General features: G+C 72.0%; 18 protein-coding genes, 1 rRNA gene and 1 pseudogene. 7 read left to right on the top strand and 13 right to left on the bottom strand.

The window, feature by feature from the left end:
* Positions 1 to 3 precede the first annotated feature (3 nt).
* The 3 genes from ABD333_RS41130 to ABD333_RS41120 are packed head-to-tail and all read right to left on the bottom strand — an operon-like array spanning position 4 to position 1,669.
* Entirely contained in the window at positions 4 to 225 is a 222-nt protein-coding gene (locus ABD333_RS41130) for a recombinase-like helix-turn-helix domain-containing protein (RefSeq protein WP_344548059.1), read from the bottom strand.
* Between the two features lie 10 nt (positions 226 to 235).
* Positions 236 to 1,165, bottom strand: coding sequence for a PDR/VanB family oxidoreductase (locus ABD333_RS41125; protein ID WP_344548058.1), 930 nt, complete (start codon positions 1,163 to 1,165; stop codon positions 236 to 238).
* A 6-nt stretch (positions 1,166 to 1,171) separates the two neighbouring features.
* Positions 1,172 to 1,669 (bottom strand): cupin domain-containing protein, encoded by a 498-nt coding sequence (locus ABD333_RS41120; RefSeq protein WP_344548057.1) that lies wholly within the window; start codon positions 1,667 to 1,669, stop codon positions 1,172 to 1,174.
* 112 nt (positions 1,670 to 1,781) lie between these two features.
* On the opposite strand from ABD333_RS41120, the gene ABD333_RS41115 reads away from it, so the two are divergent.
* Positions 1,782 to 2,372, top strand: a complete 591-nt coding sequence (locus tag ABD333_RS41115; RefSeq protein ID WP_344548056.1) for a MarR family winged helix-turn-helix transcriptional regulator — start codon at positions 1,782 to 1,784, stop codon at positions 2,370 to 2,372.
* Position 2,373: 1 nt separating this feature from the next.
* Here ABD333_RS41115 and ABD333_RS41110 read toward each other — a convergent pair whose 3' ends face one another.
* Genes ABD333_RS41110 through ABD333_RS41100 form a run of 3 tightly spaced genes read right to left on the bottom strand, consistent with a single transcriptional unit; the run spans position 2,374 to position 5,620 of the window.
* The gene (locus tag ABD333_RS41110; RefSeq protein WP_344548055.1) at positions 2,374 to 3,849 is read right to left on the bottom strand and encodes an aldehyde dehydrogenase; all 1,476 of its coding nucleotides are present in this window, start codon (positions 3,847 to 3,849) and stop codon (positions 2,374 to 2,376) included.
* A 34-nt stretch (positions 3,850 to 3,883) separates the two neighbouring features.
* Positions 3,884 to 4,630 (bottom strand): GntR family transcriptional regulator, encoded by a 747-nt coding sequence (locus tag ABD333_RS41105; protein WP_344548054.1) that lies wholly within the window; start codon positions 4,628 to 4,630, stop codon positions 3,884 to 3,886.
* A gap of 54 nt (positions 4,631 to 4,684) precedes the next feature.
* Entirely contained in the window at positions 4,685 to 5,620 is a 936-nt protein-coding gene (locus ABD333_RS41100; protein WP_344548053.1) for an aldo/keto reductase, read from the bottom strand.
* Between the two features lie 83 nt (positions 5,621 to 5,703).
* On the opposite strand from ABD333_RS41100, the gene ABD333_RS41095 reads away from it, so the two are divergent.
* Complete coding sequence (locus ABD333_RS41095) at positions 5,704 to 6,870, top strand: pyridoxal phosphate-dependent aminotransferase (protein WP_344548052.1); 1,167 nt, start codon at positions 5,704 to 5,706, stop codon at positions 6,868 to 6,870.
* A gap of 54 nt (positions 6,871 to 6,924) precedes the next feature.
* Here ABD333_RS41095 and murA read toward each other — a convergent pair whose 3' ends face one another.
* Positions 6,925 to 8,232, bottom strand: coding sequence for a UDP-N-acetylglucosamine 1-carboxyvinyltransferase (gene murA, locus ABD333_RS41090; protein ID WP_344548051.1), 1,308 nt, complete (start codon positions 8,230 to 8,232; stop codon positions 6,925 to 6,927).
* Between the two features lie 79 nt (positions 8,233 to 8,311).
* Here murA and ABD333_RS41085 point away from each other — a divergent pair, with 79 nt between their 5' ends.
* Positions 8,312 to 8,956 (top strand): GOLPH3/VPS74 family protein, encoded by a 645-nt coding sequence (locus tag ABD333_RS41085; protein WP_344548050.1) that lies wholly within the window; start codon positions 8,312 to 8,314, stop codon positions 8,954 to 8,956.
* On the opposite strand, the gene ABD333_RS41080 is transcribed toward ABD333_RS41085, so the two are convergent.
* From ABD333_RS41080 to ABD333_RS41070, 3 genes are all read right to left on the bottom strand, one after another.
* Positions 8,953 to 9,339: an ATP-binding protein gene (locus ABD333_RS41080; protein ID WP_344548049.1), complete on the bottom strand. Its 387-nt coding sequence runs from the start codon at positions 9,337 to 9,339 to the stop codon at positions 8,953 to 8,955. The two genes, ABD333_RS41085 and ABD333_RS41080, sit on opposite strands and share 4 nt — an antisense overlap.
* A gap of 81 nt (positions 9,340 to 9,420) precedes the next feature.
* On the bottom strand, positions 9,421 to 10,242 hold the full coding sequence (locus tag ABD333_RS41075; RefSeq protein ID WP_344548048.1) for a class I SAM-dependent methyltransferase: 822 nt from the start codon (positions 10,240 to 10,242) through the stop codon (positions 9,421 to 9,423).
* A 19-nt stretch (positions 10,243 to 10,261) separates the two neighbouring features.
* Positions 10,262 to 11,368 carry a winged helix DNA-binding domain-containing protein gene (locus ABD333_RS41070; RefSeq protein ID WP_344548047.1) on the bottom strand — a complete coding sequence of 369 codons (1,107 nt, stop codon included), beginning with the start codon at positions 11,366 to 11,368 and terminating at the stop codon, positions 10,262 to 10,264.
* Between the two features lie 154 nt (positions 11,369 to 11,522).
* On the opposite strand from ABD333_RS41070, the gene ABD333_RS41065 reads away from it, so the two are divergent.
* Positions 11,523 to 12,305, top strand: coding sequence for an endonuclease/exonuclease/phosphatase family protein (locus tag ABD333_RS41065; protein WP_344548046.1), 783 nt, complete (start codon positions 11,523 to 11,525; stop codon positions 12,303 to 12,305).
* A 60-nt stretch (positions 12,306 to 12,365) separates the two neighbouring features.
* Here ABD333_RS41065 and ABD333_RS41060 read toward each other — a convergent pair.
* A pseudogene (locus tag ABD333_RS41060) lies at positions 12,366 to 12,563 on the bottom strand (oxidoreductase); the annotation flags it as partial.
* Between ABD333_RS41060 and ABD333_RS41055 the strand changes: the two are divergent.
* Complete coding sequence (locus tag ABD333_RS41055; protein ID WP_344548045.1) at positions 12,495 to 12,815, top strand: hypothetical protein; 321 nt, start codon at positions 12,495 to 12,497, stop codon at positions 12,813 to 12,815. The pseudogene ABD333_RS41060 and the gene ABD333_RS41055 overlap by 69 nt on opposite strands.
* Before the next feature lie 98 nt (positions 12,816 to 12,913).
* The gene (locus ABD333_RS41050; protein WP_344548044.1) at positions 12,914 to 13,423 is read left to right on the top strand and encodes a hemerythrin domain-containing protein; all 510 of its coding nucleotides are present in this window, start codon (positions 12,914 to 12,916) and stop codon (positions 13,421 to 13,423) included.
* On the opposite strand, the gene ABD333_RS41045 is transcribed toward ABD333_RS41050, so the two are convergent.
* A complete protein-coding gene (locus ABD333_RS41045; protein ID WP_344548208.1) occupies positions 13,391 to 14,173 on the bottom strand; it encodes a helix-turn-helix transcriptional regulator in 783 nt (260 codons plus the stop codon). The genes ABD333_RS41050 and ABD333_RS41045 overlap by 33 nt on opposite strands.
* On the opposite strand from ABD333_RS41045, the gene ABD333_RS41040 reads away from it, so the two are divergent.
* On the top strand, positions 14,086 to 14,595 hold the full coding sequence (locus tag ABD333_RS41040; RefSeq protein ID WP_344548043.1) for a saccharopine dehydrogenase family protein: 510 nt from the start codon (positions 14,086 to 14,088) through the stop codon (positions 14,593 to 14,595). The genes ABD333_RS41045 and ABD333_RS41040 overlap by 88 nt on opposite strands.
* A 43-nt stretch (positions 14,596 to 14,638) precedes the next feature.
* Here the strand turns inward: ABD333_RS41040 and rrf are convergent.
* Positions 14,639 to 14,716, bottom strand: a 5S ribosomal RNA gene (gene rrf, locus ABD333_RS41035); the annotation flags it as partial.

Below are 14,716 nucleotides of genomic sequence, written 5' to 3'. Positions count from 1 at the left end.
GTGCTACTCCTTCTCCCCGAGCCGCGCGATCTCCGCGGTGAACGACTCGGCCGTCCAGTCGGCGCCGTCCGCGGGGCGCAGCCCGGTCTCGTTGAGGGCGGCGACCACGCCGGGCAGATCGTGGACGCCCGTGGCGAAGATGGCCTCCAGTTCGTCGGCGAGCGCCTCCTCGTAGCTGGTCAGCTCGTGCTTGCGGGCCTGTACGGGCTCCAGTCGCAGGGCCATGGGTTCTCTCTCAGAGGTCGAGGACGAGTTCGGGGGTGCGCGAGCGCGAGACGCAGAGCATCATCGAGCCGCCCTCGGCCCGCTCCGCGTCGGTGAGCAGGAAGTCACGGTGGTCGGGCTCGCCCGCCAGCACGCGCGTCTCGCACGTGCCGCAGATGCCCTCCTCGCACGACGAGGGCAGGTCGAGGCCGCCCCGCCGGAGCGTGTCGAGGACCGAGGCGCCCGGCTGGACGGTGAAGCGGCGGCCTCCTCCGCAGACCACGTCGAACGGCTCGTCGGCCGGCTCACCGGCGGCGGGCCGCTCGGGCGCGCGGAACCGCTCCACCCGCAGCCGTGCCGGGTCGTCCAGCTCCGCCTCCACCGCGGCCAGCAGCGGCTCGGGGCCGCAGACGTACACCAGCGCGCCCCCGGGCAGGTCGGCGAGCACCTTGCCCAGGTCGGGCGTGCCACCGCAGTCGTCGTCGGCGTGCACGATCGTGTCGCCCAGGCTTTCCAGGAGGTCCGCGAACGCCATGCTCGTGCGCGACCGGCCGCAGTAGAACAGCCGCCAGTCGGCGCCGCGGGCGTGCAGCGCCTCGGCCATCGCCTTGACGGGAGTGACGCCGATGCCGCCCGCGATCAGCATGTACGCCGGGGCCTCGGTGAGCGCGAAGTTGTTCTTCGGGCCGTCCACCTCGACGACCTCGCCGACCCGCAGCCGCTCGTGCACGTAGGCGCTGCCGCCGCGCGACGCGGCGTCGTGCTGCACCGCGACCGCGTACCGGGTGCGGTCCGCCGGATCGCCGCACAGCGAGTACTCGCGGGCCAGCCCGTTCGGCAGGTGGAGGGTGAGGTGGGCGCCGGGCTCCCAGCCGGGGAGCTCGTCCCCGGCGGGGTCGGCGAACTCCAGCTGGACGACGCCCTCCGCCAGCCAGGTGGAGCGGATCAGCCGCAGCCTCATGCCCGTTCAGTCCCGGGTGATGCCGTGCATCGCGGAGGTCGGCGGGTAGGTGGGAAGCTGCGGCTTCCGCGCGCCGATGATGACGCAGAAGAGGGCGTCCTTGTCGCCGATGTTGCGCAGGCTGCGCGGCACTCCTGCGGGCACGCGGATGAGGTCGCGGTAGCCGAGGTTGCGGGAGGCGGTCTTGGTCCCGTCCTCGACGTCGTGGACGGTCACCTCCAGCTCGCCCTCCAGGACGAAGAAGACCTCCTCGACGTCGTGGTGGGTGTGCTCGGGGCCGACGGCGCCGGCGGGGAGCCGCATGTTGGAGAACGTGAAGTGCTCCGAGGGCAGGATGCGCGTGTCGGTGGAGTGGTCGCCGGTGGCGCCGGAGCCGATGTAGCGGATCTGGGCGCGGCGGAACTCCTCGCCCGCCTTGGCCTGGAAGCCGAGGGTGTCCCAGTCCTCGTACCGGCTCTCCTTCGACGCGATACAGGAGTCGATCAACTGATCCAGCTCTGACATGGTCCGTCCTCACCCTTCCTAGCTGGGGAAATTATTTAAGCACCAAGATGAGTGCCTAGAGATGTTTTAGCACTTAGCTACTTACCGGGGCAATCCCCGACTAGGATCTGTCTTGGACCTGAGAGATGCGGGGCGGGTGGACATGGCGCGCAGGGCCGCGGACCGGCCGGACACGGTCGATCTGATCATCGAGCAGTGGCAGCGGGAGCGTCCCGACGTGGACGTCTCCGGGCTGGCGGTCTTCGGCCGCCTGCACCGCGGCTTCCTGCGCTACTCGATGCTGCTCGCCGAGGTCTTCGAGGAGCACGGCATCAACATGGCCGCGTTCGACGTGCTGGCCACCCTGCTGCGCAGCGGCCCCCCGTACCGCAAGACGGCCGGGGAGCTGGCCGGGATCTCGCTGGTCAGCACCGGCGGCGTCACGCTCCGCCTGGACCGGCTGGAGAAGGCCGGGCTGATCGTGCGCGAGCGCGACCCCGAGGACCGGCGCGTGGTCCACGCGCGCCTCACCGACGAGGGCCTGGCGCTCACCAACGCGGTGGTGACCGACCACTTCGCCAACGAGCGCCGCATGCTCGCCGGGCTCACCGAGGCCGAGCGCCGCCAGCTCGCCCGGCTGCTCGGCAAGCTGGAGCGCTCGCTCGAACGGGCGGAGGACGTCGCGGACCTGCCGGACGTCCCCGCCGGGCAGGCGTCCCGCTGACTCAGCCCGCCCAGGGCAGCGGCGAGTCGTCCAGCCCCCAGTAGACGCTCTTCTGCCGCATGTAACCGAGGATGCCCTCGCGTCCCTTCTCGCGGCCGAGACCGCTGTCCTTCATGCCGCCGAACGGCGTGGAGATGCTGAACTGCTTGTAGGTGTTGATCCAGACCGTGCCGGCCTCGATCCGGCGGGCCACCCGCCAGGCGGTCCGGTAGTCGCCGGTCCAGATGCCGCAGGCCAGGCCGTAGACGCTGGCGTTGGCCTGGGCGACCAGATCGTCCTCGTCGGCGAACGGCAGCGCGACCAGGACCGGGCCGAAGACCTCCTCCTGGCAGATGGGGGCGTCGTTGGGCACGCCGTCCAGGATCGTGGGCAGGTAGTAGGCGCCCCGCTCGTACGCCTCGCCCTCGGGCGCCCGGCCGCCGCACCGCACCCGCGCCCCCGCCTCGCGCGCCCGGTCGACCATCGCGGCGACCCTGTCGCGGTGCGCGTGGGCCGCCATCGGCGCGACCTGGGTGGCCGGATCGGTGCCGGGCCCGACCCGCAGCTTCCCGGCGCGCCGCACCAGCTCGGACACGAACTCCTCGTAGATCGAGTCGTGCACGAACACGCGCGAGCCCGCGACGCAGCTCTGCCCGGACGAGGAGAAGACGCCGAAGAGCAGCCCGGCGAGCGCCTGCTCACGGTCGGCGTCAGGGAACACGATGGTCGGCGACTTGCCGCCGAGCTCCAGCGACACCGGCATGATCTTCTGAGCCGCGACCGCGCCGATGGCGCGCCCGGTGGCGGTGCCGCCGGTGAACGAGACCTTGCCGACGCCGGGATGCCGCACGAGCGCGTCGCCGGTGACCGCGCCCGGGCCGGGCAGCACCGACAGCAGGCCGGGCGGCAGCCCGGCATCCATGATCAGACGGCCCAGCGCGAGCGACACCAGCGGCGTCCACTCGGCGGGCTTGAGGACGACCGCGTTGCCGCCCGCCAGCGCCGGGGCGATCTTCTGCGCGTCGCTGGCGATCGGGGAGTTCCACGGGGTGATGGCGCCGACGACGCCGATCGGCTCGTGCACGCTCATGGTCAGGTACGGGCCGCGCGGCGGGGTCAGCGCGCCCTCCATCGTCTCCAGCGCGGCGGCGACGTAGCGAAAGGTGCCCTGCGCGCTCGCCACCAGCGCCCGGGTCTCGTTGATCGATTTGCCGGTGTCGGCGGTCTGCAACGCGGCCAGGTCGCCGGCATGCTCGGCGATCAGGTCGGCGATGCGGACGAGATGGCGGGCCCGCTCGTGCGGAAGCAGGTCACGCCACCCCGGATCGGCCGCGGCCACCGCGCCGGCGCGCACCGCCTCGTCCACGTCGGCGGCCCCGGCTCCGCGCAGGACGGCCAGCACCTCGCCGGTGGCCGGGGAACGGGTCTCCAGGGGCTCCCCGGTGCCCTGCCGCCAACGGCCGCCCACCAGGATCTCGTCTGCGAATGCGCCGGTCACGGCCCACCTCCGCGGTCTCTGATAAATCTTAGACCTAAGATTTATCAGAGATGGCCCGGCGGCGGGACTCCAGGCCGAGATGGATCCGGTAACGGTCGGCGCGGTAGGTCGCCATCGCCACCTCCACGCACACGTCCCGGCTGAACGTGCGCTGCCGCATGAAGAAGACGGCGCTGCCCGGCTCGATGCCCAGGAGCCCGGCGTCCTCCGGGCCGACCGGACCCGCCTCGATGGTCTGCTCCCCCGCGTCCAGGAGGATCCCGTACTCGGTCTCCAGCACCCGGAACAGCGATGCCCCCTCGGGACGGCGCGACGGCAGGTCCGGCGCGGCCGACGCGAGGATGTGCGACCGTTCGACCGCCATCGGCTCCCCGTCGGCCAGCCGCAGCCGTTCGAGCACGTGCACGGGCGAGCCGGGATCGGCCTCGAACAGCCGCGCCAGACCCGCGTCCATGGCGACCGTGCGGTGGGCGAGGTCCACCGAGCCCGGCCGCAGCCCCCGCGCGAGCATGTCCTCGGTGAACGAGACCAGCTCCTTGGGCATCTGCACCTTGGGCCGGGCGACGAAGGTGCCCTTGCCGGGGATGCGCCGGAGCCTGTCCTCGGCGACCAGCTGGTCCACGGCCTGCCGGACGGTCATCCGCGACACCCCGAACCGCCTGCACAGCTCCCGTTCGGACGGTACGGGCGCGTCCACCGCGAGCCGCTCCTCCTCGATCATGCCGAGCAGGATCGCCCGGAGCTGGAGGTATTTCGGCAACGGAGCAGCGGGATCGATCACCCCTCATACATACCCGACCGCGATGGCGGCGCGGCGGCTGCACCGGCGTCCGGCTCAGGCCGAGGCGTCGTCCAGCAGGACGAGCTGCTCGGGCGCCAGCTCCACATCGTCCACCGCGAGCAGCGCGCCCAGCTGCCCGACCGTACGGGCACTGGCGATCGGCGCGACCACGGTGGGCCGGCTCATGAGCCAGGCCAGCGCTATGGTCGGGATCTCGGCGCCCTGCTCCCCCGCCACCCGGTCGAGGGCGGCGAGCACCTTCTGCCCGCGTTCGCTGCGCAGGTATTCGCCGGCCTTGCCGGCCCGCGCGCTGTCGACTTCCTGCCCGGGACGGTACTTGCCGGTGAGGAAGCCGGAGGCGAGCGCGTAGTACGGCAGCGCGCCGAGGCCGTGGGCCCGCACGGTGTCGGCGAGCTCGCCCTCGTAGGTGTCGCGGGAGACGAGGTTGTAGTGCGGCTGGAAGGCCTCGTACCGGACGATGCCCTCGGCCTCCGAGTGCGCCAGCGACTCGGCGAGCCGTTCGGCGGTGAAGTTGGAGGCGCCGATGTAGCGCACCTTGCCCTCGTTGACCAGCTGGTCCAGCGCGCCGAGCGTCTCGGCCACGGGCGTCTCGGGATCGTCGAAGTGCGCGTAGTAGAGGTCGATGTGGTCGGTACCCAGCCTGCGCAGCGACTCCTCGGCGGCGCGTTTGACGGTGTCGGATTTGAGCCCGCGCAGGCGCGGGTGCCCGCCCACCTTGGTGGCGATCACGACGTCGTCGCGGTTGCGGCGCGAGGTGAGCCATTCACCGATGACGGTCTCCGACTCCCCGCCGGAGTTGCCGTCCACCCAGGCCGAGTAGACGTCCGCCGTGTCGACGAAGGTACCGCCCGCCTCGGTGTAGGCGTCCAGTACGGCGAACGAGCCGTCCCGGTCGGCGGTCCAGCCGAAGACGTTGCCGCCCAGCGCGAACGGGCGTGCTTCCAGATCAGTGTTACCGATGCGTCCCATATAAGCCCGGAACCCAGCGGCCCCGAACCGCTATTCCGGCTTTTCTGATCTTTGACCGGGTCCCGGCCGGGCATGATCCGTTCATGACCGTTTCCAGACTCCGCGACATCCCGGGCATCGGCGTGGACAGGGTCGGCGACGCGGCCGACGCGGCGCACGACCCCGACCTGCTGCGGCTCGAGAACCTCGACACCGATCTGCGGCCCCCGGCGGTGGCGCTGGAGGCGACCCGCGCCGCCGTCGATGACGACGACGCCAACAGCTACCTGCCGTTCCAGGGCCACCGCGCGCTCTTGGAGGCCGCCGCCGCGCACGTCGGCCGCATCGCCGGGCACTCCTACGACCCCGCCACGGAGTGCGTCAGCGTGGTCGGCGGTCTCAACGGCGTCCTCAACGTGCTGCTGGCCACGATCGAGCCGGGGCAGGAGGTCGTGCTCTGCGATCCGATCTACGCCGGGCTGGTCAACCGGGTCCGGCTCGCGGGCGGGGTCACCCGGTTCGTCCCGTGCGACGCGTCCCCCGAAGGATGGTCGGTCGACCCGCGACGGCTGGCCGACGCCGTCGGACCGGACACCGGCGCGGTGCTCATGATGGGCCCGGCGATGCCCACCGGCCTCGTGCTCGGCCAGGAGCACTGGGAAGCGCTGGCGGCGGCGCTCGAACGCCATGACGCCTGGCTGATCTACGACGCGGCGATGGAGCGCATCCGCTTCGACGGTCGCCCGCCCGGCCATCCCGTCGCCGCCGTGCCGGCGCTGGCCGAGCGCACCATCACGGTGGGCGCCGCCTCCAAGGAGCTCCGCATGATCGGCTGGCGGGTCGGCTGGGTCACCGCGCCCGCGCCGATCATGGCCGACATCCGCCTGGTCGGCCTGACCAACGTCGTCTGCCAGGTCGGCATCGCGCAGGACGCGGTCGCCGCCGCGCTGGCGGCCCCGGACGCCGACGCCGACGTCGCGGCGCAGACCGCCGTCTGGCGCGAGCGCTGCGAGGTCGTCCTCGACCGGCTCGCCGATCTCCAGGTCGTCCGGCCGCACGGCGGCTGGTCGCTGCTCGTGGACACCCGGCCCCTCGGGCTCTCGCCCGAGGAGCTGTCCCGGCGCCTCTTCCTGCACGGCAAGGTCGCCGCCACGCCCATGAACGGCTGGGGCCCGAGCGGCGATCACTACCTCCGCCTCGTCTTCGCCAACGAGCCGGCGGAACGCCTGGCCGACCTGCGCGAACGCTTCGAACGGGCCCTGCGCGCCTGAACCCGGGGCGCCTGAGCCCTGCGTCCCTGAGCCCCGGGCGGACCGGCTCGCGGGTCAGACGGCGCGGCTGGAGAGGTTGAGGCCGAGCGCCCGGAACTGCTCGACCGGGCGGTGGTAGCCGCGCTCGATGTGGTGCACGCCGCGCAGCGTGGACGGGCCGTTGGCGACGGCGGCGGCCAGCACCGCGGAGAACCCCGCCCGGATGTCGGGCATCGTGACGTCGCCGCCGCGCAGCTTGGAGATGCCGCGCACCACCGCCGAGTGCTTGGCGCCGGTGTCGTGGTAGCGGCAGGCGGGACCGCCCAGGCAGGTGTCGTACACCTCGATCTCGGCGCCCATGCTCTGCAGCGCGGGCACATAGGCCAGCCGGTTCTCGTAGACCGTCTCGTGCAGCACCGACATGCCGTCGGCCTGGGTGAACAGCACCATGAGCGGCGTCTGCCAGTCCGTCGCGAACCCGGGGTGGGTGTCGGTCTGCACGGCGGCGGGACTCAGCAGGTTCGGCGCCGACGCCATGATCCAGTCGTCGGTGATCTCGAACCGCGCGCCCATCCGCGCCAGCGTGGTGATCGGCGTGACCAGCCGGTCCTGCGGGCAGCCGTGCACCCGCACCTCGCCGCCGGTGACCAGCCCGGCGACCAGGTAGGAGAACGCCTCGATGCGGTCGCCGGCGAGCCGGGTCTGGGCGCCGCTGAGCTTGGGCACGCCCTCGACGACGATCCGGCGGTCGGGGCTGAACTCGATGCCCGCGCCCATGCGCTGCAGGAACAGCGCCAGCTCGATGATCTCCGGCTCGGTGGCGGCGTTGCGGATGACCGTCCTGCCCTCGGCCAGCACCGCGGCCAGCAGCACGGTCTCCGTGGCGCCGACGCTGGGGTAGGGCAGGTTGATCCGGGTGCCGCGCAGCCGCTTGGCGCGGGCGTGGATGCCGTCCTCGGCGAGCTCCACCTCGGCGCCGAACGCGCGCAGCGCGTCCACGTGGAAGTCGACCGGGCGGCGGCCGATCGGGTCTCCGCCGACCAGGGGCACGAAGGCCTCGCCGGCCAGGTGCAGGAGCGGGCCGAGCATCAGGATCGGGATGCGGTTGAGCCCAGTGAACGCCTTGGCCACGCTCGGGTCGCCGACGGGTCCCGGCACGACCGTGATCTCACCGCCCGACCGTTCGACCGTCATGCCGACGTGCTCCAGCATCGCCGCGGTGATGCCGACCTCGCCGACGTCGGGGGCGTTGCGGATGGTGCTCGGCGCGCCGCCGAGCATCGCCGCCACCATATGCTTGCTGACCGCGTTCTTGGCGCCACGTACCGTGACGTCCCCGCGCAGCGGTCCAGAGGGTTCGATCTGCCACAACTTCTCGGTCACCTGTGCAGCCTATGTCCGGAACCCATCCCTTCCGTCGCACGTTTGACTTTCGTCGCCGACTTTTCGGACGGGAGTCCCCATGGAGTACGCCGTGCCCCTTGCCGACGAGTTCCTCTTGCTCGCCCTGCGGGACAACGACGGACGGCTCCCTTTCCGCTCGGCCGCCCTCCAGGCCGGCCTCGCCGGGGCCCTCCTGGCCGACCTGGCGCTGACCGGCCGGATCACCGTAGGCGGCGACCTCGTGACTGTCTGTGACGCGACTCCGCCGGACGACCCCGATCTCGCCGCGGCGCTCGGCCGGATCGCCGGTGAGGCCAAGCCCCGCAAGCCCGAGTGGTGGGTGAGCCGCCTGATCGACGACGACCTCGCCGCGCGACGGCTGGCCCGGCTGACCGAGCGCGGCACCGTCGACGCGACGACGTACCGCGTCTTCGGGGTGATCCCCGGCAGGCGCTACTCCGGACGGGACGCCGAGCTGGAGCCGGAGATCCGCGCACGGCTCGCCGCCGCGCTCGACACGGGCCGGGCCGACGAGCGCACCGCCGTCCTGCTGGCCCTGGCGCACGCCTCCGGCCTGATCGCCCGGCTGTCCGGCATCAGCGGCAGAGACCTGCGCGAACGGGTCGAACACGTCACCGCCCATCACTGGGCGGGCAAGGCGGTCGACCGCGTGGCCGGTGGGGCGGCCCTGGGCGCCATGGCCAACTCCGCCGTGGCGGGCTAACGGGGCCTGCGGGCCACCTCGGCCCAGACGGTCGTGCCGCGCTCGTCGCGCCGCACGCCCCAGTGCTCGGCGACGGCGGTCACGATCATCAGACCGCGGCCGCCCTCGTCCTCGGCCTCCGCGCGGCGCTCCCGGGGGCTGCCGCCGCCACCGTCGGTGACCTCGACCCGGACGCAGTCGTCGTTGGCGGCGACGAAGAGCCCGACGCGCTCGCCCGATCCATGGGTGACGGCGTTGGTGCCGAGCTCGCTCACCACGAGCCGGACGTCCTCGGCGTCGACGCCCGCCGTGTCCAGGGTGCCGTCCACGTACCGGCGCAGGAACTCGACCGACGAGGCCCGCCGATCCGCCGTGATCGAACCCAGCACCACCATCGGCCCCATGGAACCTCTCTACCCTGGTTACTGCCCGGACATGTCACATTACGATCGGTAACAAGCGAACTGTCGCAAGGCTGGTCCTGCTCAGAAGCGGTACCTGAGCACCCGTGACGACCGCGACAGCGTGCTGCTCCGGCCCGCGAGCCGCGTTCCGAGCCGGATGGCGGGCGGAAACAGGGCGACCTCGGGCACATGCGCCAGGCTGGTCTCCTCGACGAACCGGACCCGCGCGTTCCACGACTCGGGCTCGTACGGGTCGGCGAACGGCACCGAACGCGTCAGGGCCGCGGTCCTCTTCATGGCGGGCAGGTATCGCGCGAGCCCCGCGATCCTCGGGTGGTAGCCGTTGAACGCCAGCTCCCCCGTGCGGAAGTGCCGGGTCAGCCGGTCGACGAGGGCCTCGATCTCCTCCTGCGCGAGGAACGGCAGCAGGCCGTCCGCGACGACCATGGCCGGACGGTCACCGGGGACCTCGTCCAGCCACCACGGGTCGGTGAGGCACGCGCCGAGCTGCCGCGCCTGCGGGTGATCCGGCAGGACCTGCCGCCGGGCCTCCGCGACCGCCGGGAAGTCGACGTCGAACCAGGCCACGGTCGAGGGTGGGAGCACGCGAAAGATCCGGGCGTCCAGCCCGGCGCCCAGGTCGACGACGACCGCGTCCGGATGGGCGGTGACGAAGCCCCGCACCGCCTTGTCGAGATACCGGGCGCGGACGGCGACCTGCGTGACGAGCCCGCTGCCGAGCCTCAGCCGGCTGAAGTCGAAGTCGATCTTCCGGACCGTGTCCACGGCCGTCGGGTCGCCCAGGATGGGCCGGCGCGCTCGGCTGTCCAGGGCCCGGCCCGCCAGCGTCTCGTACAGCGTCGCCTGAACCGGGGTGAATCCGGTCTGGACCTTGGTCTTCATGTGACCAGTGATACCCCGGTCACTCTCCGTGAATACCCCAGTCGATGTCGTGGTCGGCGCCGGGTGCGTGGAAGCCGAGCAGCGCTGCGCCCTCACGTTCGAGCTCCGCGCGCTGGGCCGGTGGGAGGCCGGCGAAGGGTCTGATGGTAAGTGCGGCATGGGTCCGTTTCCTGTCGGTGTCGATGCTCCAGCTGCCCTGGACGAAGCCGTCGGAAAGGAAGACCGGGTACTCCACGTTGGTGGGCCACACGGCCCGGGCGGCCTCGTCACTGTAGATACGGGTGCGGTCCTTGTGCCCGATGAACACGTTGTCGTATTCGGGCAGGAAGCGGGCCGGGGCGGGGACGTCCTCGCCGGGGCGCGGCGCGTCCGGCAGGTCGAACAGCTCGACCCCGTTCTCGTCACGGAAGGTGACGAGCTCGTGGCGGTGGCGCTCGACCACCTCGCTGAGCCGCGTGAGCCCGCTCCACGCCTGCGCGTCGCGTACCGAGGCGGGCCCGAACGCGGCGAGATAGCGCATCACCAGGTCGTCGGGCGCCGCCTGCTCCGGCAGCTCGGCCCCCAGCCAGTGCTGGAGCGTGGTGTGCCTGGACAGCCCGCCCTGCTGCCACAGCCCGCGCGGCGGCACCTGCACCATGGCGAGCAGATGGCGGGCGACCATGCCCAGCGCCTGCGGCCGGCTCTCCGGCCAGTCGGCCAGGAGCTCCTTGCCGATCTCGCTGAACGTCCGGGGCTCCTCCTCGACCAGGACGCGGGCGCGCTCAGCGGCCTTCGCCAGGTCCACGCTCGCCAGCGGCTTGCCGAACGACGACTTGAGCACCCTCGTCAGCAGCACGTCGAACAGCGGCCGAAGCGCGAGCGCGTCACGCGCCGTGACCGTGTGAATCGTTCCGCGCAGCAGCCCGAGGCGGACGAACTCGCGGCGCTCGAAGCGTGCCGAGAAGTCCTCCGCGTCGAAGCCTTCGAGCCGCGACCACAACGCGGTGTAGTGGTTGTGCGGCACCTGCGTCTGGAGGCCGACGAGATGTTCGACGGCCTGCGCCGCGTCCATCCGGGCCCGGCGCAGCAGCAACTGCCGGTCGAGCGTGGCCCGGTTGAGCGCGCGGCGGCTGAGAACCTCACCCATGCGCCTACGGTACGTGGTCCGCCTCGCCCTTTCCGGTCATGGCCTGGACCGGCCGACCGCCTGTCTCAATTCACGATCGCGGTGACGACGGCGACCGGCGTTCGCCGACGTGAGCGTGCGAATGATCGGCACACTGCGTATGATCTCTGGCCGGATGAGGCTGCTGACGTTCAACACGCTCTTCCGCGGGTCCGCACGGTCGCGCCTGCGAGGTCTGGCCGAACGGCTCGAACGGGACGGCTACGACCTCGTCTGCCTCCAGGAATTCCTCTATCGCCACAACCTGCCGCTCGTACGCCGGATTTTCCCGCACCACGCCGCGAGCGGGGCCTTCACACTGCGTGGTGGGCTGGTGATGTTGTCGCGGTGGCCGATCGAGCGGTTCCGGTTCACGCCGTACGCCATGGCGGGACCGCCCAGGCCGGAGCTCCTGATGCGCAAGGGCGTACAGGCGGCCCGCGTCCGGGCGCCCGGCGGCGATCTTGCCGTCGTCAACACGCACCTGAGCTTCAACCGGGACGGCGACTGGTCGCCTGCCGGCCGCTACAGGCACGTCGTGGCAGGCCAGCTGCGGCGGCTCGGCGGCATCATCGCCGCGATCCCGGACGACGTTCCCGTGATCGCCGTCGGGGACTTCAACGTGCCCCGGGAGTCGCCGTTGCTGAAGGCGTTCGCGTCCAGAGCGGGCGTGCGCGACCTCCTGGAGAACGACACGCGGCCGACGGCGCGGCCGGAGCCGGGCGGCACCCCGTATCCGCCCATCGACCACGTCTTCGTACGCGGCGTCACGGGCACCGCCGACCTGGTGTTCCAAGATCAGGTACGGCTGCCCGACGGCCGCTGGGAGTACCTGTCCGATCACTACGGAATCGCCGCCGAGCTCCAGCCGCGCTACGCGAACGAAGGCGGACCGGCACTCCCGACGGCCCTGAAATGAGGTGTCACTGCCGCCGCGGACCCCGTCGTCCATGTTCAGCTTCGCCGTGACCGCGATGCGCGTCCCCACCTCGGCCCGTACGGCTGAGGCGACCTGGCGGCCGAAGCGCGCCCTGTTGTCCAGCGTTCCGTCGCGGCGCCGGTTGAGGCGCGGACTCAGAAACGAACTGATCAGATAGTTGGGCCCGAAGTGCAGCTCGACGGCGTCGAACCCGGCCTCGGCCGCGAGCGCGGCGGCACGGGCGTGCGCGGCGGTCACCCGGTCGATGTCGCCCTCGCCGGCCGCCGGGAGGGGCCGAGCGCGGGCCTGCGGTTGGAACGGGCGTCGGCGACAAAAGCGACAGCGCCCAGCGTTCGTCCTCGTCGGCGGCGCGCCCGATCCGGCGAGCTTGTCGAGCTCGGCCAGCCCGCCCTCCCAGACCGGCCGAAGCCGCCGTTCGAGCAGCGCGGTGACCAGCGCCTGCTTGGAACCGAAGTGGTAGTGGACGGCGGCCGGATTCATCCCCGTTGACCGCGCGGATCGACAGGCGCTCGTACCCCTGGTCGCGCAACAGCCGCTCGGCGGCGTCCAGAAGGCGGTGGCGGGCGGTCGGGCATAATCGGACGACGATGACCATTCCCTCCGGCCCGGACGGCCGCCTCGCGGCGTTCGGCACCCAGCTGATCGAAGTCCATCTGTGGCTCCGCGAGGAGCTCGCCCGCCTGCAGGACGATGTCGACGCCTTCCTCGACGGCACAGGCGGCCGCCCGCGCGAGCTGCGGGCACACTGCCTGACGTTCTGCTCCGCCTTGCAACGCCACCACACCGGCGAGGACGGCGGAGCCTTCCCGGAGCTCGCCGCGCGCTTCCCCGAGCTGCGGCCCGTGATCGAGCAGCTGGAGCAGGACCACCGGCTGGTGGACGAGATCCTCCGCAGGATCGAGGATCTCGTCGGCGGGCTGGACGAGCCCCTGGGCGACGGTGAGGCGGCGAAGGTCCGCGCGGAGCTCGACGGCCTCGCCGCGATCATGGAGTCCCACTTCACGTTCGAGGAGCGGCGCATCGTCAGCGCCCTCGACGAGCTGAAGGTTCCCGGCTGGGCGGAGTCACGTCCCGACTTCCTGCGCACCGGCCCCTGAGGGGACCGGGCCGTGCCTGTACCGCCCGGGCGCGGCACCGAACTCGCGCTTGAACGCCCTGGCGAACGCGAACTCCGACGTGTAGCCGGTGCGAGCGGCGACGGCGCGCAGCGGCAGGTCCGTGTCACACAGCAGGCGCGCGGCCATCGTCATCCGCCACCAGGTCAGATAGGCGAGCGGCGGCGATCCCACCAGGTCGGTGAACCGCCGGGCGAAGGCCGCCCTGGACAGCCCCGCGTGGCCGGCCGGCGACTGCACGGTCCAGAGCCGCTCGGACTGCTCGTGGATGCCGCGCAGGGCCGCCGCGACCGCCGGATCGCGAAGCGCCGCCGCCCAGCCCGTCGCCGTGTCGCCCGGCCGGTCGTCGTACCAGGCCCGGACGATGTACAGCAGGAGCAGGTCGAGTAGGGCGGGCAGCGCGGCGTCACCGCCGAGCGGGGTCTCGCGGTCCAGTTCCCGTCCGAGCAGCTCGATCGCGCCCTGGAGCGACGGGTGGCGGCCGACGCGCGCCGGCAGGTGCATGACCTCGGGAAGCTCGGCGAACAGCGGGTGAGCCCTGGCCTGGTCGAGGCTGTACGCGCCGCACAACATCCGCGCCCGCGGACCTCCTGATCGCGGACCTGCGCCACCCCGGCGTGGCGTCCCGAGGCACGGCCCGGTCAATGGCCGAGGTCGGCGCCGACGAGCCGCTGGAGTACGCCGATGGGGACTGGCATCCGGTGGAGGCGGGCGTCCCGTCGAAGATCGCAGTCCCCGGCGAGGAGGAGTACGTCGCAGTGCGGAGCTTCCCGCTGCCCGGCGTGGTCATGGCTCCCCGTCATATCCAGGCCGGCCACGTACGGAGCGCTCTCCGGGAGGAAGTGGTCGAGCTCTTCCTGTCGCTGAGCGCCGACGTGGTGGAAGGCGTGCCGGAGATCCCGGATGCGGACGCGCGAGCGTCGGAGAGGTGGTTGATGCTGGCCCAGGCCGCCGACGGACGAGGACGTCAGGTGCAAGGCTGGGTGACCGGTCTTGACCCCTACCGCCTCACCGCGGTGATCGCCGTCGAAGGTGCCCGGCGTCTGGCCGAGGGAGGCGCTCCGAGCGGTGCCCGGACTCCGGCGGAGGTCTTCGATCCGGCCGACTTCCTGAAATTCCTCGAACCCTTTGGTGTCACCTGGCAGATCAAATAAAGAAAGGCCCCGCCGTGGTGGCGGGGCCTTTCCCTTTGTTTGTGTCCGGCGGTGTCCTACTCTCCCACACAGTCTCCCGTGCAGTACCATCGGCGCTGAAGGGCTTAACTTCCGGGTTCGG

Source organism: Actinomadura fulvescens (assembly GCF_039533225.1).
Lineage (GTDB): Bacteria > Actinomycetota > Actinomycetes > Streptosporangiales > Streptosporangiaceae > Spirillospora > Spirillospora fulvescens.
The sequence above is the reverse complement of the archived record's forward strand: the minus strand, read 5'-3'. Positions and strand labels throughout refer to the sequence as shown.

What these genes read in the sequence shown, in the direction of transcription:
- ABD333_RS41120 (WP_344548057.1), bottom strand. Translation starts at nt 1,669, where the DNA reads ATGTCAGAGCTGGATCAGTTGATCGACTCCTGTATCGCGTCGAAGGAG.
- ABD333_RS41080 (WP_344548049.1), bottom strand. Translation starts at nt 9,339, where the DNA reads ATGGGGCCGATGGTGGTGCTGGGTTCGATCACGGCGGATCGGCGGGCC.
- ABD333_RS41100 (WP_344548053.1), bottom strand. Translation starts at nt 5,620, where the DNA reads ATGGGACGCATCGGTAACACTGATCTGGAAGCACGCCCGTTCGCGCTG.
- ABD333_RS41050 (WP_344548044.1), top strand. Translation starts at nt 12,914, where the DNA reads ATGACCATTCCCTCCGGCCCGGACGGCCGCCTCGCGGCGTTCGGCACC.
- ABD333_RS41075 (WP_344548048.1), bottom strand. Translation starts at nt 10,242, where the DNA reads ATGAAGACCAAGGTCCAGACCGGATTCACCCCGGTTCAGGCGACGCTG.
- ABD333_RS41130 (WP_344548059.1), bottom strand. Translation starts at nt 225, where the DNA reads ATGGCCCTGCGACTGGAGCCCGTACAGGCCCGCAAGCACGAGCTGACC.
- ABD333_RS41065 (WP_344548046.1), top strand. Translation starts at nt 11,523, where the DNA reads ATGAGGCTGCTGACGTTCAACACGCTCTTCCGCGGGTCCGCACGGTCG.
- ABD333_RS41040 (WP_344548043.1), top strand. Translation starts at nt 14,086, where the DNA reads ATGGCCGAGGTCGGCGCCGACGAGCCGCTGGAGTACGCCGATGGGGAC.
- ABD333_RS41095 (WP_344548052.1), top strand. Translation starts at nt 5,704, where the DNA reads ATGACCGTTTCCAGACTCCGCGACATCCCGGGCATCGGCGTGGACAGG.
- ABD333_RS41085 (WP_344548050.1), top strand. Translation starts at nt 8,312, where the DNA reads ATGGAGTACGCCGTGCCCCTTGCCGACGAGTTCCTCTTGCTCGCCCTG.
- ABD333_RS41125 (WP_344548058.1), bottom strand. Translation starts at nt 1,165, where the DNA reads ATGAGGCTGCGGCTGATCCGCTCCACCTGGCTGGCGGAGGGCGTCGTC.
- ABD333_RS41070 (WP_344548047.1), bottom strand. Translation starts at nt 11,368, where the DNA reads ATGGGTGAGGTTCTCAGCCGCCGCGCGCTCAACCGGGCCACGCTCGAC.